Raw genomic sequence first — 272 nt, 5'->3', positions numbered from 1 at the left:
CAGGAGTCAAAGGTTTCTGAAATTCCTGCAAAATGGGATAAAGCTTACGATGCCAATGCCTCCCAAACTTTAGTGAAGAATGCCGTTCAGTCTCCTTTAATGCTTAAAAAAGAAGGAAAAGAACCTTTGTATATTAACGTTGCTGAAGCAGCGGTATTGGATTATCCGGCTTCCCATTTGGAAGTAGATGCGCAGAACTTCAAGTTTAAAACGCATTTAACAGCAGACAGACAAGGTGCAAAAGGATACATTCAGACTCCGTCAGTAACCCC

The 272-nt window shown here is 41.5% G+C and carries 1 protein-coding gene; it reads left to right on the top strand.

Annotation, left to right across the window (positions count from 1 at the left end; translation table 11 throughout):
- On the top strand, positions 1–272 hold a 272-nt coding region (locus tag SB689_RS23145), incomplete at both ends, for a glycoside hydrolase family 97 N-terminal domain-containing protein (protein WP_410694402.1).

Origin of the sequence: Chryseobacterium sp. SIMBA_038 (assembly GCF_046535115.1) — a bacterium.
In the GTDB taxonomy this organism is placed as follows: domain Bacteria; phylum Bacteroidota; class Bacteroidia; order Flavobacteriales; family Weeksellaceae; genus Chryseobacterium.
The sequence above is the reverse complement of the archived record's forward strand: the minus strand, read 5'-3'. Positions and strand labels throughout refer to the sequence as shown.